General features: G+C 70.5%; 16 protein-coding genes. 9 read left to right on the plus strand and 7 right to left on the minus strand.

The window, feature by feature from the left end:
• The 5 genes from B0I31_RS25225 to B0I31_RS25245 form a co-directional block, all read right to left on the minus strand.
• Entirely contained in the window at positions 1 to 1,044 is a 1,044-nt protein-coding gene (locus B0I31_RS25225; RefSeq protein WP_073892561.1) for a LacI family DNA-binding transcriptional regulator, read from the minus strand.
• Between the two features lie 277 nt (positions 1,045 to 1,321).
• Positions 1,322 to 2,350, minus strand: a complete 1,029-nt coding sequence (locus B0I31_RS25230) for an endo-1,4-beta-xylanase (protein WP_106617839.1) — start codon at positions 2,348 to 2,350, stop codon at positions 1,322 to 1,324.
• Between the two features lie 25 nt (positions 2,351 to 2,375).
• Positions 2,376 to 3,194, minus strand: coding sequence for a carbohydrate ABC transporter permease (locus B0I31_RS25235; RefSeq protein WP_106617840.1), 819 nt, complete (start codon positions 3,192 to 3,194; stop codon positions 2,376 to 2,378).
• Positions 3,191 to 4,045: a carbohydrate ABC transporter permease gene (locus B0I31_RS25240; protein WP_106617841.1), complete on the minus strand. Its 855-nt coding sequence runs from the start codon at positions 4,043 to 4,045 to the stop codon at positions 3,191 to 3,193. Before B0I31_RS25240 ends, B0I31_RS25235 begins: the two co-directional genes overlap by 4 nt.
• On the minus strand, positions 4,045 to 5,340 hold the full coding sequence (locus B0I31_RS25245; protein ID WP_219910774.1) for an extracellular solute-binding protein: 1,296 nt from the start codon (positions 5,338 to 5,340) through the stop codon (positions 4,045 to 4,047). The genes B0I31_RS25240 and B0I31_RS25245 overlap by 1 nt, the downstream gene beginning before the upstream one ends.
• Positions 5,341 to 5,533: 193 nt before the next feature.
• Between B0I31_RS25245 and B0I31_RS25250 the strand changes: the two genes are divergently transcribed.
• Both B0I31_RS25250 and B0I31_RS25255 read left to right on the plus strand, forming a co-directional pair.
• The gene (locus B0I31_RS25250; protein WP_053716050.1) at positions 5,534 to 6,523 is read left to right on the plus strand and encodes a LacI family DNA-binding transcriptional regulator; all 990 of its coding nucleotides are present in this window, start codon (positions 5,534 to 5,536) and stop codon (positions 6,521 to 6,523) included.
• Positions 6,517 to 8,823 (plus strand): beta-xylosidase/alpha-l-arabinosidase, encoded by a 2,307-nt coding sequence (locus B0I31_RS25255; protein WP_106617843.1) that lies wholly within the window; start codon positions 6,517 to 6,519, stop codon positions 8,821 to 8,823. Before B0I31_RS25250 ends, B0I31_RS25255 begins: the two co-directional genes overlap by 7 nt.
• Positions 8,824 to 9,086: 263 nt before the next feature.
• On the opposite strand, the gene B0I31_RS25260 is transcribed toward B0I31_RS25255, so the two are convergent.
• Positions 9,087 to 10,055 (minus strand): acetylxylan esterase, encoded by a 969-nt coding sequence (locus B0I31_RS25260; RefSeq protein WP_106617844.1) that lies wholly within the window; start codon positions 10,053 to 10,055, stop codon positions 9,087 to 9,089.
• Between the two features lie 103 nt (positions 10,056 to 10,158).
• Between B0I31_RS25260 and B0I31_RS25265 the strand changes: the two genes are divergently transcribed.
• The 7 genes from B0I31_RS25265 (at position 10,159) to B0I31_RS25295 (ending at position 20,005) form a co-directional block, all read left to right on the plus strand.
• Positions 10,159 to 11,181, plus strand: a complete 1,023-nt coding sequence (locus tag B0I31_RS25265) for a LacI family DNA-binding transcriptional regulator (RefSeq protein WP_106617845.1) — start codon at positions 10,159 to 10,161, stop codon at positions 11,179 to 11,181.
• A gap of 390 nt (positions 11,182 to 11,571) precedes the next feature.
• A complete protein-coding gene (locus B0I31_RS25270) occupies positions 11,572 to 13,191 on the plus strand; it encodes a cellulase family glycosylhydrolase (protein ID WP_106617846.1) in 1,620 nt (539 codons plus the stop codon).
• 9 nt (positions 13,192 to 13,200) lie between these two features.
• Entirely contained in the window at positions 13,201 to 14,313 is a 1,113-nt protein-coding gene (locus B0I31_RS25275; RefSeq protein WP_106617847.1) for a cellulose binding domain-containing protein, read from the plus strand.
• A gap of 156 nt (positions 14,314 to 14,469) precedes the next feature.
• Positions 14,470 to 14,877, plus strand: coding sequence for a YciI family protein (locus tag B0I31_RS25280; RefSeq protein ID WP_106617848.1), 408 nt, complete (start codon positions 14,470 to 14,472; stop codon positions 14,875 to 14,877).
• Positions 14,878 to 14,880: 3 nt separating this feature from the next.
• Positions 14,881 to 16,077: an RNA polymerase sigma factor gene (locus B0I31_RS25285; RefSeq protein WP_106617849.1), complete on the plus strand. Its 1,197-nt coding sequence runs from the start codon at positions 14,881 to 14,883 to the stop codon at positions 16,075 to 16,077.
• A 33-nt stretch (positions 16,078 to 16,110) separates the two neighbouring features.
• Positions 16,111 to 16,515, plus strand: a complete 405-nt coding sequence (locus B0I31_RS25290; protein ID WP_106617850.1) for a DnaJ family domain-containing protein — start codon at positions 16,111 to 16,113, stop codon at positions 16,513 to 16,515.
• A 217-nt stretch (positions 16,516 to 16,732) separates the two neighbouring features.
• Positions 16,733 to 20,005 carry a hypothetical protein gene (locus B0I31_RS25295; RefSeq protein WP_146173927.1) on the plus strand — a complete coding sequence of 1,091 codons (3,273 nt, stop codon included), beginning with the start codon at positions 16,733 to 16,735 and terminating at the stop codon, positions 20,003 to 20,005.
• On the opposite strand, the gene B0I31_RS25300 is transcribed toward B0I31_RS25295, so the two are convergent.
• Entirely contained in the window at positions 19,920 to 20,525 is a 606-nt protein-coding gene (locus B0I31_RS25300) for a cysteine dioxygenase (protein ID WP_146173928.1), read from the minus strand. The two genes, B0I31_RS25295 and B0I31_RS25300, sit on opposite strands and share 86 nt — an antisense overlap.
• Positions 20,526 to 20,904 lie beyond the last annotated feature (379 nt).

Genomic DNA, 20,904 nt, shown 5'->3' on the forward strand with positions numbered 1-20,904 from the left:
TCAGCGCGGCGCGGCGGTGCTCTGACGCACCACCAGCGTGGTGGCAAGCTCGATTCGGCGGTGTTCGGGCTCTTCACCACGTGCCAGCGTGATGGCGAGACGGGTGCCCGCCGCGGCCATGTCCTGCAGCGGCTGCCGGACCGTGGTCAGCGGCGGGCCCACCCACTGGGCGACCGGGAGGTCGTCGAAGCCGATGACGCTGAGGTCTTCCGGGATGCGCAGACCGGCGGCGCGTGCGGCCTCGTAGACGCCGAGGGCCTGCAGGTCCGACCCGGCGAAGACGGCCGTGGGCGGGTCCGGCAGGTCGAGCAGCGGCGCGAACTGGGCGCGGCCGGACTCGACGTGGAAGTCGCCGTAGCGGACCAGGGCGGGGTCGAAGGCCAGGCCCGCGGTCTCCAGCGCGGCGCGGTAGCCGTCCACGCGGGCGCGGCTGCACAGGACCCGTTCCGGGCCGCCGATCATGGCGATGCGGCGGTGGCCGAGTTCGATGAGGTGGCGGGTGGCGGTGAGGCCGCCGTTCCAGTTGGTGGCTCCTATGGAGGGCGTCTCCAGCTGGGGCTCGCCGATCGGGTCGACCACGACGACCGGGATGTCCCGGGCGCGCAGCTTCGCCAGCTGCTGCGAGGTGAGGTCGGAGAAGACCGAGATCACGGCCAGGGGCTTGCGCGCGATGACGCCTTCGAGCCAGCCGTGGCCGGGCGTGAGCCTGCCCTGGGACTCCGAGAGCACGAGCGCGAGACCCTGCTCGGCGGCCACCTGCTCGGCGCCGCGGATGATCTCCAGCGCCCAGGCGCTCTCCAGCTCGTGGAACATCAGTTCCACCAGGTTGGACCGCCGCGACCGCTCGTCCGCCCGTCGCTGGTAGCCGTGCCGCCGGATGATCGCCTCGACCCGTTCCCGGGTGTGCGGAGCCACGTCCGCGCGACCGTTCATTACCTTCGAAACAGTCGGAACCGAGACCCCGGCCTCCGCCGCGATGGCGGCGATGGTGATCTTGCCCGAGGCTGTGCCATCCGAGGGTGACGGGTCGGCTTTGGTCGGCATGGGGGCAGTCTACGGCAGCGCAGCCCAGTTCCAGCCGCTGGACGAGGGTTCACGGCGGTGGGTTGTTCATCACTTGGGACGCGCGTAACCCGTTCGAAACAATCGCCGTTCGGGTCGAAACTGTCGAACGCCCAGTGATTGAGACGCTGCGCAACCCTAAGGTTACCGCAACGTAGTCGGCGTCCGGCGGCGAATTGAGACGTACCGGACACGTGCGCGGACGTGGGGGAGGCTCGGGCCCGCTGGGAGAGGTGTGACGGGCCCGAGCCAGGTCGGGTCAGCCCCGGCGGCGGACGCCGCCGAACGAGAGGTCCTCGCGCAACGCCCGGTGAGCGGGCTTGGGCGCGAAGTTCTCGTCGAGGATGGTGGCCGCACCGTCACCCTCGAACCACCCGGGCACCCAGGAGTACCTGTCCGTGTACCCCCAGACCGTGAACGACAGGCAGCCCGGCGTCACCAGGCAGGCCCGCAGCGCCGTGCGGTACACGTTCGCCTGGGCCTGGAGCTTGACCGGGTCGGCCGGCAGCGCCATCCGCACGTCCGCCTCCGTCACCGCCGTGCGCAGGCCCAAGGCGTCGAACCGCCCGAGGTTCTCCCGCATCGTCAGCGGCGCGTGGTCGGCCGTGAGGTGGCCCTGCAGGCCGACGCCGTGGATCGGCACGCCCTGTCGCAGGAGGTCGCGCACGAGGTCGTACACGCCGTCGCTCTTGGCGTTGACCTCTTCGACCTCGTAGTCGTTGTAGAACAGCAGCGCGTCGGGGTCGGCCTCGTGCGCCCACCGGAACGCGTCCGCGAGGTAGCCGGGACCGAGCGCCCGCAGCCAGACGGTGTCGCGCGGCGACCCGTCGTCCTCGAACACCTCGTTCACCACGTCCCACTGCCAGATCCGGCCCTTGAAGCGCCGCACGGTGGTCTGGACGTGGGTCTTCAGCACCGCGCCCAGCTCGTCCGGCGGCACGTCCGTCAGCCACGCCGGGTTCTGGTTGTGCCAGACCAGCGTGTGGCCGCGCACGCGCTGCCCGTTGGCCTGCGCGAACGCGACCAGAGCGTCCGCCGGACCCCACTCGTACCGCCCGCGGGTGGGCTCCAGCGCGTCCCACTTCATCGCGTTCTCGGCGGTGACGGTGTCGAACTGCGCCGCCACCCACGCCCGGTACTCCGCGTCCCCGGCCAAGGTCGGCAGGTCGACGGCGGTGCCGAACGCGAGTCCGTGGCGAGCCGCCAGCTCCCGCAGGGTCGGCTCCGCTGCCGCCGCGGGTGCGACGGCAGCGGAACCCGCGGCCGGAACGGGTGCGACGTCCCGCATGAACGGTCCTCCAGCCGCGAGTGGACTACTTGCCGAAACCGGCCGTGAGGCCGCTGAGCAGGAACCGCCGCCCGATCAGGTACACCACGAAGATCGGCAGCACGGACAGCGTCACGGCGGCGAGCAGCGCGGGCACGTTCGTGCCGAACTGCCCCTGGAAGTCCCACAACCCCAGGGTGAGCACCCGCGACGATTCCGACTGGGTGAGCACCAGGGGGAACAGGAACCCGTTCCACGCGTTGAGCGCCGTGTAGACGACGACCGTCATGATCGCGGGCCGGGCCAGCGGCAGGACCAGCGACACGAGCACCCGCATCGGTCCGGCACCGTCGATCGCCTGCGCCTCGTACAGCTCACGCGGCACGTCGCGCAGGCTGTTGACCAGCACCAGCATCGCCACCGGCAGCGCGAACGCCGCCGTGGGCAGGATGATCGCGGTCAACGTGTCGTACAGCTGCATCCGGGTGATCATCAGGTACACCGGGATGATCGTGGCCTGCGCGGGGATCGCCAGCCCCATCAGGAGCAGGGTGAACCCCTTCTGCACGAACGGGCTGGTGTTGCGCACCACCGCGTACGCGGCGGGCACCGTCACCAGCACCACGATCGCCACCGTCGCGACGGTCACGATCACGTTGTTCAGCAGGTACTGGCCGAAGCCGCCGGTCAGCACGGTGACGTAGTTGTCCGGCGTCAACGCGTCCGGCAGCGCCCACACGCTCTTGCCGAGGTACTCGGCACGCGTGCGCAGCGATACCGTGACCAGGTAGAGCAGCGGTCCGACGACGATCGCCAGCCACACCAGGGCGAACAGCCCGGCGGGCCAGTTGGGACGAGACTTCACGACCCCTCCTGCTGGCTGCTCATCTGGCGGAACCCGCTCCAGCGCATCACCGCGAGCGACAGCGCGGTGCCGAGCACGACCAGCACGACCGCGATCGCGCTCGCGTAGCCCATCTCGAACCCGCTGAAACCGGTGATGTACATGTGCAGCGGCAGGATGCGGGTCGCGGTGCCCGGCCCGCCGTTGGTCAGGATCAGCACGGTGTCGAACGTGGTCAGCGAGCCGACCAGCATCAGCACCGACGACGTGACGACGGTGTAGCGCAGCTGCGGCAGCGTGATGTGCAGGAACTTGCTCACCCGCGAGGCGCCGTCGATGGTGGCCGCCTCGTACAGCGACGGCGGCACCGCCCGTGCCGCGCCCTGGTAGAGCAGGGTGTGGAACGGGATGAACTGCCACGAGATCACGAGCACCACCGTGTAGAGCGCGATGTCGGGGTCGCCCAGGAACAGCGGGCCGCCGACGAACGCGCCGAAGTTCGGCTCGAGCAGCGCCTGCCACAACAACGCGATGGCGGCCGTGGACAGCAGCAGCGGCAGGAAGAAGATCGAGCTGAGCACCGCCCGGGACCGCTGCTTGCCTGCCGCCCAGACCCCGATCAGCAACGCGATCGGGGTCTGGACGAGCCACGACACGACCATCAGCACCAGGGTCCGCCACACCGAGGCACGCGCCTCGGCGTCGTCGAGCAGCCGGGACCAGTTCTCACCGCCGTTGAGCGCCGGCGTGCCCAGCCCGTCCCAAGCGGTGAAGCTCAGGTAGATCACGAGCAGCATGGGCAACGCCGCGAACAGGGCGAAGAACGTGAACGCCGGCACGGCATACCAGGCCGAAGGCCGCTGGGACGACATCAGCGCGCGGCCACCGCGTCGACGAACTGCTGCGGCGAGACCTTGCCCAGGAAGAACTCCTGGAGCTGCGTGAGCATGAACGTCGCGTCATCGGCGGGCAGGTCCTGGTCCCAGGACAGCTGGAAGTTCTTCGAGTCCAGCACCAGCTCGTAGATGAACGACGCGTACTCCGGGTTCGGCGACTTCTTCAGCTTCTCCTCGGCGCCCACCACCGGCGGGACGTCACCGGCGGCGACCAGCGCCTCGATGTAGGAGTCCTTGTGCAGCTCGGTGGTGACGAACTTCTTCGCCGCGTCCAGGCTCTTCGAGTCCTGGGTCGCCGAGTAGAAGTTGCTCACGTTGCCGACCAGGTTGCCCGGGTCGCCCTTGCCGCCGGGGATCGACGGGAACGCCACCCAGCCCAGGTCGCCGTTCTTCACGAAGTCCGGGCTCTGGTCGAGCTGGTTGGTGTACTCCCACGTGCCCATGAGGTGCATGGCGGCCTTGCCCTGCGCCAGGATGGTCGACGCGCCACCGGCGTCGTAGCCGACGGAGGCGAAGCTGCTGCCGAACGCGCCGCGGTCGATGAGCTCCTTGAGCTTGGTCATGGCCTCGACGACGGCCGGGTCCTTCCAGCCCTCCGGGCCCTTGTCCCGGATGTTCTGGAACACCTCGTGACCGGCCCAGCGGTCGAGCACGTACTCGGCCCACATCAGCTCGGTCCACGCCTGGGTGCCGGCGAGGGCGATCGGCGTGATGCCCTTGGCCTTGAAGGTGTCGACCAGCGTGAGCAGCTCGTCCCACGTGGTCGGCGGCTGGGCGCCGGCCTCGGTGAAGACCTTCTTGTTGAAGAACAGCAGCACCGGCTGCATACCGCGCATCGGCACGCCGTAGTACTTGTCACCGAGCTTCGCGCCGTTGAGGACGCTGGGGATGAACGCGTCCTTGGCGGCCTTGTTCTCCTCGAGCACGGCCGTCAGGTCGGCGACCTTGCCCGCGTCGACGTACTCCTTGAGGTTGCCGCCGCCCCAGTTGAAGAACAGATCGGGGGCCTGCGGCGACCCGATGGCGACCCGGAGCCGCTGCTTGTACGGGTCGTTGCCGAACGTCTCCAGCGAGGCGTTGCCGCCGGCCGCCTTGAACGAGTCGATCGACAGGTTCTCGATCTTGTTGAGCACCGGGTCCTCGAGCGCCCAGATCTTCAGGGCACCTGCGTTGGTCTCGCCCGGACCGGACGTGCCACACGCGGACACCACTGCTGTCACGGCGACCAGCCCCATCGCGATGAGGGGACGCACCCATGAACGGCGGGACATGCGACCGCCACCCTTCTGCCACGCTGCGGATTTGTTCGTGGCATCGAAATATTTCGAAACATCCACGACTTGCGCAGACCTTAGGCGCGTGTCCAACCGGTGTCAAGCATCACCAATCGGCGCGTCTCAGTGATGTTTCTGCACGTCAGGAGGTCACTCTTGTGTTTCGATCGAGTTTCGATACTATCGGCGCATGCGTCGAGCCACGTTGGCCACGATTGCCGCAGCAGCGGGGGTGTCTCTCCCGACGGTGTCCAAAGTCCTCAACGGGAAGGACGACGTCGGCGCGGAGACCAGGGCTCGTGTGCGGCAGCTGCTCGCCGAGTACGACTACGTGCCGGTGGGGTCCCGTCGAGCCTCCGGCCACCTGCTGGTCGACCTCGTGTTCACCGCCCTGGACAGCCCCTGGGCGGTGGAGATCATCCGTGGTGTCGTCGACACCGGACTGCACGTCGTGGTGTCGTCCACCGACAAACCCCGTCAGCACACGTCCTGGGCGGCGTCGCTGGTCGAGGCCAGGCGCGCGGGCGCGCTCCTGGTCACCTCCCAGCTGACCGCCGCGGACCGCCGGGTGCTGGCCAACTCCCGCATCCCCGTCGTGGTCATCGACCCGGTCGACCTGCCGCAGCCGAACGTGCCCAGCGTGGGCGCCACCAACTGGGCGGGCGGCCTGGCCGCCACCGAACACCTCCTGCGCCTCGGCCACCGCCGGGTCGGCGTCATCGGCGGACCAGCCGGGATGCTGTGCAGCCGCGCGCGGGTCGACGGCTACCGCGCCGCGCTGGACCGCGCGGGCATCGCGTTCAACCCCGAGCTGGTCAAGCACGGGGACTTCAAGCACGAGGGCGGGTTCCGCCGCGCGGCCGAGCTCCTGGCGCTGCCGGACCGGCCGACGGCGATCTTCGCCGGCAACGACGAGCAGGCCTTGGGCGTGATCGAGGCGGCCCGGGTCGTGGGCCTGTCCGTGCCGCACGACCTGAGCGTGGTCGGTTTCGACGACCTGCCGGTCGCGGTGTGGTCCTCGCCCGCCCTCACCACCGTGCGCCAGCCGCTCACCGAAATGGGCCGCCACGCGGGCCGCATGCTCGCCGACCTGATCGCGGGTCGCCCCGTGGAGACCGAACGGGTGGAACTGGCCACCGAACTCGTCGTCCGATCGTCAACGAAGGAGCCGCCGTGCTGAACCCCTGGGCCGATCCCGGAAGGCCGACCGGTGAGCGGGTCGCCGCCCTGCTGGCCGAGCTGACCCTGGAGGAGAAGCTGGCCCAGCTGGTGGGCGTGTGGGTGGGTATCTCGGAGGGTGAGGAGGTCGCGCCCGCGCAGCACGAGTTCGCGGAGCCGCTGCCGCCGTGGGACGAGCTGACCAAGCCCGGCCTCGGCCAGCTGACCCGCGTGTTCGGCACCGGGCCGATCGACCCGCTGGTCGGCGCGAAGGTGCTGGCCGAGACCCAGCGCAAGCTGGTCGCCAACACCCGCTTCGGCATCCCGGCCATGGCGCACGAGGAGTGCCTGGCCGGGTTCACCGCGTGGCAGGCCACCGTGTTCCCCATCCCGCTCGCGTGGGGCGCCTCGTTCGACCCGGAGACGGTCGAGCGGATGGCACGCGAGGTGGGCCTGGTGATGCGCGACGTCGGTGTGCACCAGGGCCTGGCCCCGGTGCTGGACGTGACGCGCGACCCGAGGTGGGGACGCACCGAGGAGACCATCGGCGAGGACCCGTACCTCGTCGGTCTCCTCGGTGCCGCCTACACCAAGGGCCTGGAGTCCAGCGGGATCGTGGCCACGCTCAAGCACTTCGCGGGCTACTCGGCCTCGCGCGGCGGGCGCAACCACGCGCCGGTGCACATGGGACCGCGCGAGTTCGCCGACGTGGTGCTGCCGCCGTTCGAGATGGCGCTGCGGCTGGGCGGCGCCCGTTCGGTGATGAACTCCTACGCCGAGGTCGACGGCGTGCCGGCGGGCTCGGACCCGACCCTGTTCACCGACCTGCTGCGGGACAAGTGGGGCTTCGGCGGCGTGGTGGTCGCGGACTACTTCGCGGTGTCGTTCCTGGAGACCGCGCACGGCGTGGCCGGCTCGCCGGGTGAGGCCGCGGCGCTGGCCCTGGCCGCCGGCATCGACGTCGAGCTGCCCAGCGTGCGCTGCTACGGCGAGCCGCTGGCCGAGCTGGTGCGGTCCGGGCAGGTGGACGAGGCGCTGGTGGACCGCGCGGTGGTCCGCGTGCTGACCCAGAAGTGCGAGCTGGGCCTGCTGGACGAGGGCTGGCAGCCGGAGTCGCCCGCGGTGCTGCGCGGCGAGCCGGTCGACCTCGACCCGCCCGCGCTGCGCGACCTGGCCCGCACGATGGCCGAGCGCTCCGTGGTGCTGCTGGACAACGCCGCCGACGTGCTGCCGCTGCGTGACGCGGGCAAGCTCGCCGTGGTCGGCCCGTGCGCGGACGACCTGCTGGCGCTCATGGGCTGCTACGCCTTCCCGAACCACGTGGGCGTGCAGCACCCCGACGTGCCGCTCGGCGTCGAGATGGACACGATGCTGCAGGCCGTGCGCAAGGAGTTCCCGGGCGCGGCGGTCACCAGCGCCAAGGGCTGCGAGGTCGACGGCGACGACCGGTCGGGCATCGAGGACGCCGTCGCGGTCGCGCGCGAGGCCGACGTGGTGCTGGCCGTGCTGGGTGACCGGGCCGGGCTGTTCGGCCGCGGCACGTCCGGCGAGGGCTGCGACGCCGAGGACCTGAGCCTGCCCGGCGTGCAGGGCGAGCTGCTGGAGCAGCTGCTGGCGCTGGACGTCCCGGTGGTGCTGGTGCTGCTGACCGGCCGTCCGTACGCACTGGGCTCCTACCGGCCTGCCGCGATCGTCCAGGCTTTCTTCCCGGGCGAAGAGGGTGCGGGCGCGGTCGCGGGCGTGATCAGCGGGCGCGTCAACCCGTCCGGCAAGCTGCCGGTGCAGGTGCCGCGCGGTTCCGGCGGCCAGCCGACCACCTACCTGCACCCGCCGCTGGGCGGTCCGGGCGGGGTCAGCTCGGTCGACCCGTCGCCCGCCTACCCGTTCGGGCACGGCCTGTCGTACACGTCGTTCGAGCTGTCGGGGTTCACCGCGGGCGCGGAGTTCCCGGCGGACGGCGAGGTCGAGGTGTCGTGCCTGGTGCGCAACACCGGCGACCGGTCCGGCGCCGAGGTCGTGCAGCTGTACCTGCACGACCCGGTGGCGAGCGTGACCCGTCCGGTGCGCCAGCTCGTCGGCTTCGCGCGGGTGGAGCTGGCGGCGGGCGCGGCCACCGAGGTGACGTTCCGGCTGCACGCCGACCGCACCTCGTTCACCGGGCGCGACGGCAAGCGGGTTGTCGAGACCGGTGACGTCGTGCTGCAGGTCGGCTGTTCGAGCGAGGACATCCGCTGGGAGCACAAGGTGCCGGTCACCGGCGAGCCGCGCGTGGTCGGCCACGACCGGGTGCTGGTGACCCCGGTGACCGCCACCGCGCGTTGACCCGCTGACCACCACGTCACGATGAGGTGACCATGAGGTTGGTGCCCTGGCCGGTGCCGCCGGCGCGAGGAGCGCCGGCGGCACCGGCCACGGCGACCCCGAACGGCCCGTCCGAGGGGTACGTCGTCGTGGTCCAGGAGCTGGTCGTGGACGCAGGAGGTCCCAGGTCGAGCAACCTGGGCCCCTCGGAGAGCCGCCGAGTCCACTGACCGGGCTGGGCCGTGAGAGGGCTATGGCGGTGGCCCTCTCACGGCCCGCCACTTTCAGAGGTGAGCGCGCAGGTGGCGGAGCTTGCGCTCGTCGTGCACCCGGGGCGTGGTGTGGCCGCTGAACGGGAACACCGCCATCTCCTTCGGCGCGGTGATCTCGTTGTACGCGGCGTACACAGTGGACGGTGGGCACACCTCGTCCATCAGTCCGACGCTCAGCAGCGACGTCGCGGTGATCCGCTTGGCCAGCAGCGCGCCGTCGACGTACCGCAGCGTGTCGAGCGCGGCCGGGATCAGGTCGACGTGCTGGGCCAGGAACTTGGCGATCTCCGCGTACGGCTCCGAGTCGGTGATGGTGACGGCGCGCTGGAAGTCGCACAGGAAGGGCACGTCCGCGTGGCAGACCTTCACCGCCTCGCCGTTGAGCGCCGCGGCGGCCAGCGCCAGCCCGCCGCCCTGGCTGCCGCCGGACACCGCGATCCGGGTCTCGTCCACGCCGTCCAGGGAAGCGGCCACCTCGACGGCACGCGCGGCGTCCACCATGAGCCGCGTGACGTAGTAGGTCTCGGGGGCGGCGATGCCGCGCGTCATCACGCCGGGGTACTCGGGTCCCGCGAACCCTGAATCCGGGGTGGCGCCCAGCGTCCAGCGCCCGCCCTGGCCGCGAGTGTCCATCACGAACACCGCGTAGCCGACCGAAGGCAGCAGCGCGTGCTCCGAGGGCAGGCCGCGTCCGCCGCCGTACCCGATGTAGCAGACGACGGTCGGCAATGACTCGACACCGGCGCCCGCCGGGCGGATGTACCAGCCGCGGATGCGGTCGCCGCCGTACCCGGAGAACTCGACGTCCCAGACCGCGAGCGGCCCGTAGGCGTCGGCCGCGTACGGGGTGAGGACCGGCGGCAGCGCGGCGGCGCGGGCGTCCTCGAGGCGGGTCTTCCACCACAGGTCGAGGTTGTCCGGCTCGGCGGTGTCGGTCCGGTAGAGCGCCAACTCCCGCTCGGAGAGGTCGAACCAGGGCACGGCGGTCCCCTTTCACTTATCCGTTAAGCGCTTAATTACCCTACCGGGTCGGACCGTGCGTTCGGCGGTCTAGACTCGTTGATCACCGACCGAGGAGGCGCGGGTGGTAGGTGGTAAGCGTCCGACCATCTCGGACATCGCCAAGGCCGCGGGCGTGTCCACCGGCGCGGTGTCGTACGCGCTGAACAACCGGCCGGGCGTCTCCGAGCCGACGCGCCGCCGGATCATGGACATCGCCGACCGGCTCGGGTGGGTGCCCAGCAGCGCGGCGCGGTCGTTGAGCGACGGTCGGGCCAACGCGATCGGGCTGGTGGTGGACCGGCCGGCGCGGGTGATCGGCGTCGAGCCGTACTTCATGCAGCTGATCTCCGGGATCCAGGGCGCGCTGGCCGGCGGGCCGACGTCGTTGCTGCTCCAGGTGACGGACAACTCGGCGGCCGAGCTGGCGGCGTACCGGCGGTGGTGGGGCGAGCGGCGGGTGGACGGCGTGCTGCTGGTCGACCTGGTGCAGAACGATCCCCGGGTCGAGTTGGTGCGGGAGCTGCGGCTGCCCGCCGTGGTGCTGGGTGAGCCGGTCGTGCCGGACCTGCCGTGCGTGTGGACCGACGACGAGCTGGCCGTGACGGAGGTGCTGGAGTACCTGGTGGCGCTCGGGCACCGGCGCATCGTGCGGGTCGCGGGGCCGACGAAGTTCGTGCACACGCAGACCCGTTCGCGCGCGTTCACCACCGCCGCGGCCCGGTTGAACCTGCCCGACGCGCGGGTCGTGCACGCCGACTACTCCGACGAGGCCGCCGCCCGCGTGACCCGGCGGGTGCTGACCGGCGGCACCGCGCCCACCGCCCTCGTGTTCGACAACGACGTCATGGCCGTGTCCGCCCTGGGCGTCGCCCACGAACTGGGCCTCGCCGTTCCCGACCAGCTGTCCCTGGTCGCCTGGGACGACTCGGCCCTGTGCCGCCTGGTCCGCCCGGCCCTCTCGGCGGTCCGCCGCCCGATCGCCGAACGCGGCGCCGCCGCCGTGCGCCTCCTGCTGGACGTGATCAACGGCGCCCCACCGGAACAGGTGAAGACCTCGGACCCCGAACTGGTCCCCCGCTCCAGCACCGCCCACCCCCCTGCCTGACCCGCGAGAGTCGTACCTCCACGTCGCGTGAGTCCAACGCTCAGACCTCGAGAGTCCGACGTTCGCGCCGCGTGAGTCCAACGTTCGCGACCCGTGAATTCAACGCTCAGCCACGGACCGCCGCGCCCAACGCTCCAGGTCGGCGGCGTGAGCGTTGAATTCAGGTGTCCTGAACGTTGGACTCTCGCGCGCTGAAGGTTGGACTCTCGGGTGCTGAACGTACGACTCTCGCGCGTTGGGCGTTGGACTCTCGCGGTGGGGGAAGGTTGGGAGCGGTGCCAGAGTGTTGACACTTAAGCGGTTAATTGCTTTGGTGTGGAGGCCTGCCGCGGGCAGGCGCGCTGCCCTGCGCTCGCTACGTCAACGTCGACAACAACGCGAGGTACATCCATGCGCAAGCGATTCGCCTTGGTTGGCGCCGCTATCGCCGCCTTGGTCCTGTCACTGCTGACGGTGGTGCCGGCGCAAGCCGCGGCCGGGTTCACCGTCGGCAACGGGCGTCTGCTCGACGCCAACGGCAACGACTTCGTCATGCGTGGCGTCAACCACGCCCACACCTGGTACGCCGACCGCACCACCCAGGCGCTCAAGGACATCAAGGCCACGGGCGCCAACACCGTCCGCGTGGTCCTCAGCTCCGGCGACCGGTGGACGCTCAACAACGCCGCCGACGTCACCAACGTCATCAGCCAGTGCAAGGCCAACAAGCTCATCTGCGTGCTGGAGGTGCACGACACCACCGGCTACCAGGAGCAGAGCGGCGCGGTCAGCCTGGCCCGCGCCGTGGAGTACTGGAAGAGCATCCAGAGCGCCATGGCCGGCCAGGAGAAGTACGTCATCCTCAACATCGGCAACGAGCCGTGGGGCAACACCGGCTACACCGGGTGGACCCAGGCGACCAAGGACGCCATCACGTCGCTGCGCGCGGCGGGCTTCCAGCACACGATCATGGTCGACGCGCCGAACTGGGGCCAGGACTGGGCCTTCACCATGCGCGACAACGCCGCCTCGGTGTTCGCCGCCGACCCCCAGAAGAACACGGTCTTCTCCATCCACATGTACGGCGTGTTCGACACGGCGGCGGAGATCAACGACTACCTGAACCGCTTCGTCACGGCGAAGCTGCCGATCGTGGTCGGCGAGTTCGGCAACGACCACTCCGACGGCAACCCGGACGAGGACACGATCTTCGCCACCACCCAGTCGCTCAAGCTGGGCTACCTGGCGTGGTCGTGGTCGGGCAACGGCGGCGGCGTCGAGTACCTGGACATGGTCACCGGCTTCAACGCCGCCCAGCTGACCAGCTGGGGCCAGCGCGCGATCAACGGCGCGAACGGCATCAAGGCCACCTCCCGCCAGGCCACCGTCTACGACAGCGGCACCGGTCCGGACACCACCCCGCCGTCCGCGCCGGGCACCCCGTCCGCGTCCGGCGTCACGTCCACCAGCGCCACCCTGTCGTGGACCGCGTCCACCGACAACGTCGGCGTGAGCGGCTACGACGTGGTGCGCGTCAGCGGCACGACGGAGACCGCCGCGGGCAGCTCCGCCACGACGTCGACCACCGTCACAGGCCTGTCCGCCAACACCACCTACACGTTCGCCGTCTACGCGCGGGACGCGGCGGGCAACCGCTCCACCCGCTCCGGCACGGTCAACGTGACCACCCAGTCCGGCGGCGGCGGCCCCGCGTCCTGCGCGGTCACGTACAAGGTCGCCGGCCAGTGGCAGGGCGGCTTCCAGGGCGACGTCAAGATCGCCAACACCGGCACGGCCGCGGTGAACGGCTGGACGCTGCGCTGGACCTGGGCCAACGGCCAGACGGTCAGCCAGTCCTGGGGCGCCACCACGACCCAGTCCGGCGCCACGCTGAGCGCGACCAACGTGTCCTACACCGGCGCGATCCCGGTGAACGGCTCGGTCAGCTTCGGCTTCATCGGCTCGTGGAACGGCACGAACTCGGTACCCACCGCGTTCACCCTCAACGGCGCCGCCTGCACGACGGCCTAGGAGTCCGCGATGTCGAGGAAAACCGCTGTCGCGGCGCTCTTCGCCGCTTTGGTCACGCTCGTCGGTGTGCTGGTGGCCGCGCCCGGCCAGGCGGTCGAGGCCGCCGCGCCGACGCGGATCATGGCACTGGGCGACTCGATCACCGGGTCGCCGGGCTGCTGGCGCGCCCTGCTGGACCGCGACCTGCGTGCCGCCGGGCACACGAACATCGACTTCGTGGGCACCCGCGCCGGTGACGGTTGCGGCTTCGCCTACGACGGCGAGAACGAGGGTCACGGTGGCGCGCTGGTCACCGCGGTCGCCGACCAGAACCAGCTCGTGGGGTGGCTGAACGCCACCAACCCGAACGTGGTGCTCATGCACTTCGGGACCAACGACGTGTGGAGCAACCGGTCGACCGCGACCATCCTGGCGGCCTACGGCAAGCTGGTCGACCAGATGCGGGCCAACAACGCGACCATGAAGGTGGTCGTCGCCAAGATCATCCCGATGGCGGCGAGCGCCTGCGCGGAGTGCCCCCAGCGGGTGGCCGACCTGAACGCGGCGATCCCGGGCTGGGCGGCGGGCAAGTCCACCGCGCAGTCGCCGATCACCGTGGTCGACCAGTGGACCGGGTTCGCCACCGCGAGCGACACCTACGACGGCGTTCACCCGAACGCGTCCGGTGATCGCAAGATCGCGAACCGGTGGTTCCCGGCGGTGGTCTCGGCGCTCAACGGCACCACACCCACCTCGACCACGACCACGACCACGACCACTACGACGACCACGACGACGACCACCACGACCACCACGACCACCACGACCACCGTCCCCGGCGGCTCGTGCGACGTCGAGATCAAGGTCGTCAACAAGTGGCAGGGCGGGTTCCAGGTGGAGATCACCATCCGCAACTCCGGCGGCACGCCGAGCCGGACCTGGCGGGTCGGGTTCACGTTCCTGCCCGGCATGTCCCTCAGCCAGGGCTGGAACGGCACGTTCGTCCAGAGCGGCACGTCGATGACGGTGACCAACACGTCCTGGAACGGCGCCCTCCAGCCGGCCGGGACGACCAAGGTCGGGTTCACCGGCACCGGTGACGCGACGGGCTGGACGCCGACGCCGATCTGCGCGCTGTCCTGACCGGACCTCGCGGTTGTGCCTCCTCGCGAACCGAGCGGGAGGCACAACCGCGAGCGTGACTCAGGTCACATTCCACCGTGTAGAGAACGCCGTGCCGGCTCCGTCCGGAGGTTGCACGCGCCAAGATGGGCGCGAACGAAGACCTAGGAGTCCGACATGGCGAAGTTCCTGCTCCTCATGAACTACGGCCCGGCCGCCAACTGCGACCTCCCGATGGACCAGTGGGCGCCCGGGGACATCGCCGCGCACATCGAGTTCCAGCGAGACCTGGGTCGGGAACTGGCCGACAACGGCGAGCTGGTCGACACCCAGGGCCTGGCGACCCCGGAGCTGGCCAAGACGGTGACGTTCACCGGCACGGGCGCGCCCGTCATCACCGACGGCCCGTTCCCCGAGACCAAGGAGCTGCTGGCGGGCTACTGGATGGTCGACACGACGCTGGAGCGCGCGCTGGAGATCGCGGCGAAGGCCTCGGCCGCGCCCGGTCCGAACGGCGTGCCGATCGGCCAGCCGATCGAGGTGCGCGAGGTGATGTCGGCGCCCACGACGACCTCCGACCTCTGACCCGTGGACCGCACCGTCGAGGACCTGCTGCGCGAGTGCGCGCCGCAGGTCCTCGGCACGGTCGCGCGCCGGTTCGGCGACTTCGCGCAGGCCGAGGACGCCGTGCAGGAGGCGTTGCTGGCCGCCGCACGGCACTGGCCCGTCGACGGCGTGCCGGACAACCCGCGCGGCTGGCTCGTGCAGACCGCCGTGCGCAGGATGACCGACCTGATCCGCAGCGAGGCCGCGCGCCGCCGCCGTGAGGCCGAGGTGTCCCGCGAACCGGCGACCGGCGACGTGGCGGACCGGGACGACACGCTGGTGGTGCTGTTCCTGTGCTGCCACCCGGAGCTGACGCCCGCGTCCGCGATCGCGCTGACGTTGCGCGCGGTGGGCGGGCTGACCACGGCGGAGATCGCCAACGCGTTCCTGGTGCCCGAGGCGACCATGGCCCAGCGGATCAGCCGGGCCAAGCAGAAGCTGCGCGGCGCGAACTTCGCCCTGCCCGGCCCGGACGAGTTCGCGGCCCGGCTGCGGTCCGTGCTGCACGTGCTGTACCTGATCTTCAACGAGGGCTACACCAGCAGCGTCGGCGGTTCGCTGCACCGCACCGAGCTGTCCGGCGAGGCGATCCGGCTGGCCAGGGCCGTGCACGCCCGCCTGCCGTCCGACCCGGAGGTCACGGGCCTGCTGGCGCTGATGCTGCTCACCGACGCCCGCAGGCCCGCGCGCACCGGCCCGGACGGCGCCCTCGTCCCGCTGGCCGAGCAGGACCGGTCGAAGTGGGACCAGGCGCTGATCGTGGAGGGCGTCGACCTGATCATGGCGGCGGTGGAGCGGGGCGCCATCGGCGAGTACCAGCTCCAGGCGTCGATCGCGGCCCTCCACGACGACGCGCGGCGCGCGGAGGACACCGACTGGCCGCAGATCCTGGGCCTGTACGGGCTGCTGGAGCGGATGACCGGCAACCCGGTGGTGTCGCTCAACCGGGCGATCGCGGTGGCCATGGTGCACGGCCCGGCGGAGGGCCTGGAGCTGGTCGACGCCCTGGCCGACCGCCTGCCCGGCCACTACCGCGTCGACGCCGTCCGGGCCCACCTGCACGAGATGTCCGGCGACGCACCGCGGGCCGTGGCGCACTACCGCACGGCCGCCGCCCGCACCACCAGCGTCCCCGAGCAGCGTTACCTGATGGACAAGGCCGCCCGCCTGGCCCGCTGACCGCCGGTAGCCTGGGTGGGGGGGTGGTGAGTCGTGACCCAGCGCAAACCGGCCGGTGTCGGCTTCGAGACCTGGATCGAGCGGCAGATCCGCGAGGCGCAGGACCGGGGCGAGTTCGACGACCTGCCCGGCGCGGGCAAGCCGTTGGCCGGGCTGCACGAGCCGCACGACGAGCTGTGGTGGGTGAAGGAGAAGCTGCGCCGCGAAGAGGGCACGGCGCTGCCTCCGACGTTGCTGCTCCGCAAGGAGGCAGCCGCCGCGCGCGAGGCCGCCGGGCGGGCGCGCACCGAGGCCGAGGTGCGGTCCATCCTGGCCGCGATCAACGCCCGGATCGAGGACGCCATCCGCAAGCCGATGTCCGGCCCGCCGCTGAACCTGATGCCGTTCGACGTCGAGCACGTGGTCGCGCGGTGGCGGGCCGACCGGTCCGGGGGCTGACGCCGCGGTGGGAGGAATCCATCGCCGATGCGGCGCCATCGGCAGAACGGCGCGGTGCTTATCACTCCGACAGGTCCCTAGTGCGGACGTTCGGAGCGGGAATTCTCCGTGATGAGGAAAGCGCTGATCAGATCGAATCGGCCCGAGACGGTATTGCACACCATCGAGGTACGCATTGTGCGGACCTGTCGGCTCCGACATAGGTGACCATTGGCCTGTGCATGAGAACGCAGTGTCCGGCACCGTCGCGGGTTCGGTGGTGCAGGTCGGCTCCCTGCACGGCAACGTGTACCTGAACACCAACGCCAGCCCCGGAGGCGTGCACTACCTCGCGCAGGTGGAACGCATCGCACCCGCCGACCTGATCGACCGGGACGCCGAACTCGCCGAACTCGCCGACTTCTGCACATCGCCCGCGACCGAGGGCCGGTACACGTGGTGGCGCGCCGACGCGTGGGCCGGCAAGTCGGCGCTGCTGTCGTGGTTCGTCCTGCACCCACCACCGAACGTCAACCTGGTCTCGTTCTTCATCACCGCGCGCTTGGCCGGCCAGAGCGACAGGCACGCTTTCGTCGAGAACCTGCTGGATCAACTCCTCGCACTGCTGAAGGAGCCGCTCCCGGCACAGCTGACCGAGTCGACGCGCGAGGCGCACCTCTTGGGCCTGTTGGCCGAAGTGGCGCAACGCTGCCGGAACCGGGGAGAGCACTTCGCCCTCGTGCTCGACGGGCTGGACGAGGACCACGGGGTGGACGGGACGCCGGACGCGCACAGCATCGCGGCCTTGCTCCCGGTCGTACCCCCGGCCGGTATGCGGGTCATCGTCGCGTCCCGCCCCAACCCGCCGATCCCCGACGACGTACCGGACCACCACCCGCTCCGCACGTCGGCGATCGTCCGACGACTCAGCCCTTCGCCGAAGGCACACGCGCTGCGCCACGTCATGGAGCGAGACCTCAAGCGCCTGCTCACGGGCACACCCGTCGAGCAGGACCTGCTGGGCCTCCTCACCGCGGCGGGCGGCGGCCTCACCACGTCGGACCTCGCCGAGCTGAGCGGGATCTCGCAGTGGGAGATCGAAGACCACCTGCGCACCACCGCGGGGCGCAGCTTCGTCCGCCGACCGGGGCTCCGGCCGGCCGACTCACCCGACGTCCACCTGCTCGCACACGAACAACTGCAGCTCACCGCCGTCGAGATGCTCGGACCGCGGCTGCGCGCCTACCGGTCACGGCTCCACCGCTGGGCGGAGGGCTACCGCGACCGCCGATGGCCGCTGAGCACCCCGGAGTACCTGCTGCGCAGCTACTTCACGATGTTGGCCGCCACCGGGGACGTGGACAGGATGGTCGCCTGCGCGACCGATCTCCACCGACGGAGCCGTGCGTTGGCCCTGACGGGCGGGGACGCCGCGACGCTCGCGGAGATCAGGGAGGCGCAGGACCTCGTCCTCGCCCGGCCCCGACCCGACTTGACCTCCCTGCTCCGTCTCGCGATCCACCGCAACGACATTTATCAACGCAACAGCCGCATCCCGTCGACGCTGCCGGCCGGCTGGGCGAGGGTAGGCGCGATCGACCGCGCGGAGTGCATCATCGACGCGATGCGCGACCCGGTCGACCGCATCCAGGCACTGCTGTCGACCGCGGACGCCGTCCGTGCGAGGGGTGAGGCGGAGCGCGCGGGCGGCCTGCTGCAACAGGCCGAGGTGCTGGCGCGTCCGCTCAGCCAGTTCGTCAGCGCGGCACCGCTCCGGGCGGTGGCGACCGCGTTCTCGGCCATCGGTGACCACGACCGGGCCGAGCAGATCACCCAGCTCGTGCGCAACAAACCCGAGCGGGCGCTGGCCATGGCGTCCCTGGCCGTGCGAGCCGCTGAAGCGGGCGACGTGGAACGCGCGGCGAACCTGCTCGACGCGGCACTCGCCTTGATCCGCCCGGACCAGATCGGCTGGCGGGTACCGGCACTGGCGGCCATCGCGATCGCCGCGGCGAAGATGGGGGACCTGGACCACGCGTACCGGCTGCTCGACGAGGCGGAGGCACTCCTGCTGTCGGACGAGCAACGGGTGTTCGGACTCGAAGCGGGCGAGGCCGCGAGGGGCGCGGCGATCATCGGTGACGTCGACCGCGCGCTCAGGCTGGCCCACATGGTCGGCCCGGTCGACAACCACGAACGGTGCCTGCTCTGGATCATCGAGATCATCGCGGCGACCGAGGCCGACCGCGCCGAGGCGGTGGTCCGCTCGACCGCGGACGGCCCGAGGCTCAGCGCCAGGCTGGCCGTCATGGCACGAGTCGTGGCGGCATCGGGCGACCGGATCCGCGCGAGCCGCCTGATCGCCGAAGCCGAGCGGGTCGCGCGGGACATCGCCGACGCCGCGGTGCGAAGCGACGCGATGATGGCCGTCGCCGTGGCCGTGGCCTCCGCGGGAGGGCTCGGCAGGGCGGGCGCGATCGCCCGCGCGAACGTGGTGCTCAGCCGGGACGCCGACGCGCTGGTCTCCCTCGCCGCCAGCGCCCTCGACGCGGACGACGTCGAGCAGGCGTCCGAGCTGCTGGCCCTCGCCGAGGAGGTGGCGCGAGCCGACATCGGACCGGAGGACGAGAAGCGCTCCGTGCTGTGGATCAGGACGATGGCGGACTTCAGCGACTTCCCGCGAGCCGAATCCCTCGCCCGATCGCTGAGAGATCGCACCGCGCGGTCCGCCGCGTGGGCGGCGATCGCCGAAGGCGCGATCGGGGCCGGGATGCTCGACTACGCCGAACGCGCCGTTCGCGCGATCGAGGAAGTGGCGGTGCAGCGGCGCCCGCGCCTCGAACTGATCCGCGCGGTGATGGCCACCGGCGACTTCATCCGCGCCGAGATGATCGCACGCACCGCCACCGATTCCACGCACCGGATCGACGCGCTGACGTTGGTCGCCGAAGCCGCCCGACGCGGGGACCTCATCGACCAGGTCCACGAGATCGTCGGTGCTTTCAGCGGGCCCGTCGAACGGTTGGAGATGCTGGCCGGCGTGCTGGAGGTCGCCGCGAACATCGGCGATCGCGCGCGGGCGATCGACTTGTTCCACAACATGAGAACGCTTGCGCACGCGGTGGTCGACAACGCCTCCGACCACCCGTGGGGCAACACGGTGAAAGCGCACAACGTCTTGCTGATACTGCCGCGCAGAGTGCGGAGCCTGACCGAGTTGGCGGAGGCCGCGGCACGCCTGAAGCGCAATCCCGCGTTCCTCTTCCAGGACTCGGACACCCGGGTCCTCCCGTCGCCCTCGACTTATCGGTCGGAAATCATCGACCGGCCGTCGGAGCGGGTGATCGCCCGGAACCTGACCGAGTTGCACTGGTGCCACGTCGTCGAGGATCTCGTGATGCTGTCGTCGGACTTCTACCGGGTGATCACCGAAGAACTGGATCGCCTGGCCGACCAGGGTCCACCACCCGACTACCCGTCGTCCGAGGCTGATCGCCCGTCTTCCTCGTGAGCTTCAGGACGGCCAACCGCTGGCGCTGCTCCGTGGGCCACCAGGCGCCGCAGTCGTCGCTGACGACGCACGCCAGGCAGTTCTCCAGGTCGTACACCTTCATCCGCGTGATCGGTGGTGCGTAGAAGTGCAGAGTCACGGCCGGGGTAGTGAGGGGATTGCCCATCGAGTGCACCATGCCCCGCGCGGCGAAGTAGTTCGTTCCCTCCTTCTCGACCCTGGACAGGTACTTGGCCGGGGTGTCGTCCTGGTCGAGCGTGTAGAGGTCGTGCGAGATCGTTCCCTGCACGACCGAGATCACGCCGAAGGACGACCCGTGGTCGTGCGGACTGCACTGCCTCTGCGTCGCCCAGTTCATCGCGATGATCTCGACCTCGTCGGTGGCGAGCAGCTTCTGCCGGCCATAGGGGTAGAGACCCGGTTCGCTCAAGTACGGCCGCAGCTCCGCGACCGTCACGCCGACGCGGTCGACCGCTGTTATCAGCTCGCTCGGCGTCGGCCGTTCGAGAGACTTCACCATGTCCGTCAAGCGATCAAGGAGTTCGTTCACCTGCGGTCACCTCGAATGCTCGTAGCGCCTCTGTCCGTATCTGCCAGGCGGAACGCGTGGTGCGTCCATCAAGGCCATCGGTTGCCGGCGGCGCACATCAAAAAGTCGGTCGCCGGAAGCTTGCGGAGGTGTGCTCGGAGTCAACCGCCGGCGAGTTATGTACTACCACCATTACATTCAGCTCCGCTACCGACAGACTTGGGTCGTCACCTATACGGACTATGGACAGCGCGATTGTTGGCGCTGGTAGTCTCGGTGAGTGGTACGGATGGGCTAGTGCGGGAGGGTGCCGCGGAATTCCGTTACATCAGGAATCCGGGTCGATGGCGGACGAGGTGAACGGTGTCCG

Source organism: Saccharothrix carnea, from assembly GCF_003014735.1.
Classification (GTDB): Bacteria; Actinomycetota; Actinomycetes; order Mycobacteriales; family Pseudonocardiaceae; genus Actinosynnema; species Actinosynnema carneum.